Origin of the sequence: Synechococcus sp. R6-10 (genome assembly GCF_047461815.1) — a bacterium.
In the GTDB taxonomy this organism is placed as follows: Bacteria; Cyanobacteriota; Cyanobacteriia; order Thermostichales; family Thermostichaceae; genus Thermostichus.
The window spans coordinates 1-1848 of sequence record NZ_JANSHW010000460.1; the positions used below are offsets into that span (position 1 = coordinate 1).

At 60.6% G+C, this 1848-nt stretch carries 1 protein-coding gene and 1 pseudogene; one reads left to right on the forward strand and one right to left on the reverse strand.

Going from position 1 to position 1848, the window contains the following annotated elements; translation table 11 throughout:
• Positions 1 to 171 precede the first annotated feature (171 nt).
• A complete protein-coding gene (locus NW837_RS12180) occupies positions 172 to 1302 on the forward strand; it encodes an AI-2E family transporter (RefSeq protein WP_011431758.1) in 1131 nt (376 codons plus the stop codon).
• Positions 1303 to 1558: 256 nt separating this feature from the next.
• Here NW837_RS12180 and NW837_RS12185 read toward each other — a convergent pair.
• Positions 1559 to 1848, reverse strand: a pseudogene (locus NW837_RS12185) (hypothetical protein); the annotation flags it as partial.

Here is a 1848-nt window from a genome sequence, read left to right on the forward strand (position 1 = left end):
TCATCAAAGCGCATTCCTCCCGACACCGACCCTACGGGTACAGTGCGGGGCTCCTGCGATTTCTAGCTGAAGGGACAGGATCGCGCATCCAGGGTTCTCGAATAGCGATGGGACTTGTCGGGATCCCATCTAGAATAGGCGACGACGGACAAAAGAGGAGGTGGAGGGGCAGTGACCTTCGCCCAGTGGCTGGGGCTAGGGGCGCTGTTGGGCCTGCTAGTTCTGCTTTGGCAGATCCGGCAGATCCTGCTGTTGGTGTTCGCGGCCATTGTGTTGGCAGTAGCATTGGATACCTTGGCCCAGATCCCACAGCGCTACGGCTTTCGGCGTGGCCCCTCAATTGTCATCACCAGTTTGACGGTTTTGGTGGCCGCGATCTTGGTGGGGCTAATCGTGGTGCCCCCCCTGGCGGAGCAGTTGCGGTGGCTGTTTACCGATGGGGTGCCCGCCGGGATCGTGCAAGCGCAGCGGCTGTTCGAGAGCTTGATTCTCTCTTTGCCGACGGATATTGAGCTGCCGACGCTGCGGGAATTGGCCAATAGCTTGGTGCCCCAGGCCACCGAGTTGGTGCGACAGGTGCGCGACTTTTTCTCCGAGTCCTTCACTGCCTTTTTTGGCACCCTGCTCAACCTATTGTTTGTAATCATCCTCACCATTTTGTTGTTGGCGGATCCCCAAGCCTACAGTCGCGCTTTTGTCTCGGTTTTCCCGGCCTTTTACCGTCCCCGCATTCGCTACATCCTCAAGCGCTGTGAGCTGGCGCTGCGAGGGTGGCTGATGGGGATCCTGTTTACCAGCACCTTGGTGATGCTGCTGAGTGGGATCGGGCTGTGGATTTTGGGGGTGCCCCTGATCTTGGCCAATGCGGTGCTGGCGGGATTGTTCAACTTCATCCCCAATATCGGCCCCACCTTAAGCGTGGTAGCCCCCATGCTGGTAGCCCTCACGGATGCCCCTTGGAAGTCCTTGGCAGTGCTGGGGCTGTATATCCTGATCCAGCAGTTGGAAAGCAGCGTCTTCACCCCCATCGTTATGTCCCGACAGGTGTCGCTCCTGCCCGCCCTAACCCTAGTAGCTCAAGTTACTTCAGCCTTTTTCTTTGGGGTGCTGGGCCTGTTCCTGGCCGTGCCTTTGGCGGCAATCCTGCAGGTGTGGATTCAGGAGGTGCTAATTCGGGATGTCCTGGATCCCTGGCAGGGATCCCGATTGCGGCCCTTGCTCAGGTTGGAAAGTGGAGAGAATGGGATCCAGAGCTCCACCCAGGATCCCATCCCGCCGCCGCAATCGGTGCGAGATGGTTAAGGGAGCAATGCTCCTGACTTGGCTCAACCCCATCAGCTTAGCCACACGACCGGCCCTTCCATTGGGCAGGAATCGACGTTCTCCCCACGGCTAGAGCCGGGGGATTCTTTCCCGTCGCTCCACGCTCCTCGCGCTTGACCGGTGTGAGAACGCGACAACTGGCAACTGCGCACCCAGGCAGAGCGGCATCGGGGAAACAGTGAGACCTACGGCCCGCTGTGCGAAGGGCATTCTGTCAACCAAGGATTCTGTCCCGCTATCGCTCACCTGGCAAGGTTGGACTGTGGAGTCCCGGCGGGAAAAGCCGCAACCCCTGCTGTCGCACCCGCCGCTCCTGGAAGGGAATGGGGGTCACGCGCGGCAAAGGCGTAGCCACAGGCTGGGGAGTTGAAGTGGGCACAGCTTGCGGAGAGGGCTCTGGGCTGGGCTCAGGCGTAAGCTCAGGTTCAGGAGTGGCCACCACGGGCGGTGGCGTTGGAACAGCCGGGATCCCCTCTGGTGTCGGACGGGGGCGGCCCAGTTGAAAGCGCGGCTGGCGACGAGGTG